At 39.6% G+C, this 4,533-nt stretch carries 2 protein-coding genes; one reads left to right on the forward strand and one right to left on the reverse strand.

Annotated elements, in window-relative coordinates; genetic code table 11:
- Positions 1–233: 233 nt before the first annotated feature.
- Positions 234–3,437, reverse strand: a complete 3,204-nt coding sequence (locus ACFO3G_RS03870; RefSeq protein ID WP_380078160.1) for a leucine-rich repeat domain-containing protein — start codon at positions 3,435–3,437, stop codon at positions 234–236.
- A gap of 832 nt (positions 3,438–4,269) precedes the next feature.
- Here ACFO3G_RS03870 and ACFO3G_RS03875 point away from each other — a divergent pair.
- A partial coding sequence (locus tag ACFO3G_RS03875; protein ID WP_380078162.1) for a transposase occupies positions 4,270–4,533 on the forward strand: 264 nt, incomplete at its 3' end.

The following is a 4,533-nucleotide window of genomic DNA, read 5'->3' on the forward strand; positions in this document are numbered from 1 at the left end:
CCGGGCGGACGCCAATCCCCCCGGTGTTTTTCATGCCCGCCTGACGGATGAACAAAACAATGAATTGAAATGATTAATTTTGACTCAAAGATAAACCTCCTTTACACACTTTTTGGGATACTACCAGTGTAAAAGAAAAGTAGGAGATAAATGTCTGTTAGCGACATCTATCTCCTACTTGATTTTGTTGGTATGCCACACTTTATAAGTGGTGCAGTCGTCCTCTCAAACCTTTATTTTTTGATAAGTTTAAGAGTGATCTTGTTGCCCTCTCTGTCTATTGCAATCAGAATGTACATTTGGTCTGGCAGTTCGTTGAGACTTATTTGCTCAGCTTCGTCCATTTTTAGGATAGGTTGTCCTGCCAAGTTGTAGACAGTCACTCCAAATATTTTTTCTGAAGCGATCACAGTTTGTGTAGCATTATCAAAATAGACTTTGACTTGAGTAGCTTGGGGCATTTGAGCCGATGTATTGTTTAGTGCAATGACGGTCCATCCTTTTGCCTCTGCTGCTACTTTTGCATCATTTAGAGAAGTTGTGCCAGGGTTGTTGCTTACATTGACGATCTTTGCCCATTCCTTATTATTGTCATGGATTTTGAGATTCTTCACATCTTTAAGTCCATTTAGAATACTATTTAGGTTGTCAAGAGTAAGTTTATTGTCATCTACTCTAAGTCCCTCGATGTTTTTATTTTTTGATAGGTCAAGGTTTGTGATTGCATTGTTGTGGCAGTATAGTTTTTGAAGATTATTCATATTCTCCACACTCAACGCTGTTATCTGGTTGCTATCACATTCCAGCCAAGAAATATTGTTGTTTGCTGAGAGATCAAGCTTTGTTAGCTTGTTGTTTCCACATACCAACCAGAACATATTGGTTTGTTTTGCGACATTAAGTTCAGAGAGGTTATTGTGCTGTACCATTACTGTATTGACCTTTGTATTTTTCGATAGGTCGATAGTGGATAGTTTGTTATAAGCAATTCGTACCTGCATCAAGTTTGGCAATGCGGAGTAGTCTATTTCCGTCAGGTTGTTATGATCGAGGTTGAGCCACTTGATATTGCTATTCTTTGACAGGTCTATGGTTGTAAGTTGGTTATTTTGCAGATAGAGATCCTCGAGGCCTGTATTCTTAGACAAGTCAATTTGATTGATTTTATTGATAGACAAATTGCAAGATGTGAGCTTAGTGAGAGCTGAAAGATTGACAGCTGTGATGTTGTTGTCTGAAGCATTGATTTTTTGCAGCTCTGTATTGTCGGCCAGATTGATTGATGTGAGCTTGTTGGAAGCACAATTTAGCTCATTGAGTTTTGTGATTCCTGTCAAGTCAAGTGTATTAAGCATGTTGCTATCACAGTCTACTTGTATGAGCTTGTCCTGTTTAGGTAGCTTTAGCTCAGTAAGTTTGTTGTTGAATAGCTTAAGATTGACCAATTCGTTTAAGTTTGTAAGGTCTAATGTCCCTGCAATCATGTTTCTTGGACAATCAATGACCATCAACTTATTTGCATTGGTGAGATTTATATTGGTAATCTTATTTTCGGCACAATAGATTGATCTAATATTAGGGCAATGGCTTAGGTCGAGTGACGAAATTTCGTTTCCTGCGAGGAAGCATTTAGCCAAGGCCGGCGCATCGTTGAGTTGCACATCTGTGATGTTAGCTAAGTTGGCTTTGATGAGCATTACCTGCTTGCCATATATTTTTAACTGTTTATTGATCGGGGTGCCTGTAATCATCTTGGCTCCCTCTACTTTTTGCCTGCCATCACCAAAGTCGTATTCAAAAGAGGTGTTGGCTGTACCGCCGAGTCCGATAGTTACCTCACTATTATTCTTAAATGTGAATAATATATCTGGGTTGTCTTGTGGATCTTTGGTCTGTTGAAGTTCTATAGCTCCCTTATCTATAGCTGTACCTGAAACCCTATCGTTTCCTAATATATCTTTAGTTTCGACAATTTCAGAAGTTTGCTCTCCCTTATCTACAAATATACTGTTTGGGGTAAGTGCAAAAGATGCATCTTTAATTTGTGCAAACTGTTCTGATTGTGAGTCTTCTGCCCATCCGTTGAAAGTAGTTGGTTTGATAAAGTTTGAAGCCGCTACATCGTTTTCGCAGATTGTATTGACAATCTTCACTTCCGGAGCTCCCTCTTTTCCTTTGTAGGTGTAGAGGTTGGGATCTATTCCGACTACATTGGATTGGCAGTTTTGAATAGTTGAGTGGTAGACAGCACCACCCAAAGAGGCAATACCACCTCCGGTATCGGCTGTTCCATTGTAAATTACGCATCCAATCACTTTGCCACCTTCATTGAATATAGATGCACCTTGTCCGCCTCCCAAAGTTTGATATTCGCTGGCAACAGCATAGTTGCCATATACAAATGTATGATGTACAGTACCACCTTCGTTGTAAATGCCGGCACCTTTGAGTCCTCTGCAATGTGATACGCGTGAATTTTCGATGGTTGATTTGTTGAGGTATATTCCACCTCCAGCAGCAGAATAGCTATCCTCTACGATACAATTAATCACTTTGCTGTTTTTAGCATAGACTGCTCCACCGAAATCTCCTGAGACACACCCTTTGAAATAACAGTTCTTTACTGTCCCGTTGTCGATGTACAAACCTCCTCCATAAGAGCTAAGGTTGGTCATAAGAGACATATTTTCTTCGAAGAGACAGTCTTCAACAACGCTTTTGCCTTTGCCTTCTGTCAAAGATACTGCTCCGCCAAGGAAGTCTATAGCACCCTCTACTCCTGTAAATGCATAGTTGTGTCTAAATATACACTTTTTGACTTGAACATTGCCGGCAGCCATTAGTCCTGCGCCTTGTGATTGTACATTCCATGTATCGGCATTGCCTCCTTCGATGGTAAGCCCACTGATCTCGGTGCGGTCATTGAAGACAACTTTTTTGCCTCCATAAAGGACATGGTTAGCATTCCCTTTGTTGCCCTCTATTTCCCAAATATAGCGATAAGAGCTTCCCGGAGCTATGCCTCGAGTCCATGTGTCTTGTACATCATCATCACCACTAAGGATGGTTTCGTGTGCAAATTCGTAAGGACGACCATTTGCTTTGAGTTTACGATCTGTCTTTGATGTTTCTGTCCCTTCAAATCCTCCAATCAAAGAAACCCCATCTTTGAGATGGAAAGCACGAGAGTTTTTCTTTGTTGATTTAATGAGTCGAGTAGGTTTGTATGTGCCGGAGGCAATCCAAACTTCATCTCCGGATGTAGATTGGTCAATCATGGTTTGAAGATCTCCGGATGCATTGCTCCATGAAGATCCATCTCCGGATGCTCCGGACTTGACGTAACGTACTTTTTGTGCTTGCGTTCCCAGCGGAAGAAGCAACAGCATACTGAGGACCAAAATAAAAGGCCTCATCATTGTAATTAATTTGTTCATAATTTTGCTGTTAATTGTTGTAATAAAAGAAATCTGTGATTCGTTTTCGTCACAAATATATTAAAAGAATCGCAGCTATCAATGACTTTTGTAGAACAAGAAAACGATGATTATGTAAGTAGTAATGTTTTTAATGTATCAAATAGCTTTTCGGTGTGGCTAATTGGTGTATTATTGTCATGAATCAGAGGAAAGGGTAGAGGTCCTTTTGATTGCCCTAAAGACTTACAATAAATACTCTTAATACTATTTCTTTCCAGAAATTAAACTCATTCTTTGTGTATGAAGACTTGTTTTTGAGGATGGATTGAGGGGAATATTGCGGTTGGCTTATTGCTTTGTGGTATTGATTTCTTTGAATGGCAATGTCTTTGATAGTGAGATCCAGTATGGTAGGGGCAAAACTAAAACTATTGAATAATGGAGAATTGCTGCGTTACATTCGGGATTCGGGATTAATTCTGATAGGTGAAAGTAAGTTTTCGTGTGTAATCTTGGGATTCTGTTACTTTTTGTAACAGTCTCAAGCTTACACTTGTGGCGCATCAATTACCATTTGAAAAAACAATCGTTGTCAAAGAGTTGAAACTCAATGGCGGCGATTGTTTTTATTTGGTTGAAAGGACTGTGGCTGTCGATTATAAGGGGACTAACTCAAGTTGTTGCTCTTATTCGACATGAATAATAAAGTTCGAAAGGGGCTGTGTCAAAATTCCATTTGGCGCAGCCCTTTCTGTTTTTTGAAAAAAGTTTCAACTTTCTTTATATTAAGTCTTTTCCATGTCATGAATAACAGTTATCTTTATGGTATACAAATAGTTATGTAAATCAAATGATGCATTTCCGCAATCATAATCGCAACACGATGATTCTTTTTCCGGAAAGAATTGATCAAGACATTGAGGAGAATGACCCGGTAAGGCTTTTGGATGCCTTGGTGGATAGTCTGAATCTTAGATCGTTTTACAAACTCTATCATGAGCGCGGCCGCAGTCCCTATCATCCGGCCATGATGCTCAAGGTAATTCTCTACGCCTATATGAACAATGTTTATTCCTGCCGCAAGATTGAGAAATTGCTGCGTCGGGACATTCAC

The sequence above is a fragment of the Falsiporphyromonas endometrii genome (assembly GCF_042654485.1).
Lineage (GTDB): Bacteria > Bacteroidota > Bacteroidia > Bacteroidales > Porphyromonadaceae > Porphyromonas > Porphyromonas endometrii.

Excerpts from the sequence above, each read along its gene's own strand:
- ACFO3G_RS03870 (WP_380078160.1), bottom strand. The coding sequence starts at position 3,437 with ATGAACAAATTAATTACAATGATGAGGCCTTTTATTTTGGTCCTCAGT.